The sequence below is a fragment of the Lederbergia sp. B243.17 genome (assembly GCF_057657925.1).
The window spans coordinates 1-480 of record NZ_JBWBKF010000095.1 but is presented as its reverse complement, the minus strand read 5'-3'; the positions used below and the strand labels follow the sequence as shown (position 1 = coordinate 480).

At 48.1% G+C, this 480-nt stretch carries 1 rRNA gene; it reads left to right on the top strand.

Annotation, left to right across the window (positions count from 1 at the left end):
* A 5S ribosomal RNA gene (gene rrf / locus AC0TWI_RS19860) occupies positions 1–114 on the top strand; the annotation flags it as partial.
* Positions 115–480: the final 366 nt, after the last annotated feature.

Below are 480 nucleotides of genomic sequence, written 5' to 3'. Positions count from 1 at the left end.
TGGCGGCGATAGCGAAGAGGCCACACCCGTTCCCATCTCGAACACGGAAGTTAAGCTCTTCAGCGCCGATGGTAGTTGGGGGTTTCCCCCTGCGAGAGCAGGACGCTGCCAGGCAAACGAAAGACACCGCGGATGCGGTGTTTTTTTTGTTTTCTCAGCTTGAAAGGGAATGGCTGTTTAATCGTATTATCTGCCTGGAGGCTATATCTTGTTCTCGACGGTTAATGATCTCTTTCTTAGTACATATATCTCGTTCTTGGCAAATATATCGGCAAGCTCCTCTTTTACGGCTGATATCCGAATGCGCTGGGCATGCTCGAGCAAGTATATCGACCAACTCCGCGGAGTTATGTCGTTCTCAGGAAAGTTATCTACCATCTTAGAGAAGTTATCTACCGCCTCAGCAATTTTACGTCGTTCCTGGAGAAAGTATCGACCATTTCGTCTATCCGCGGACAGTTCCTTGGTTTCCTTCATTTA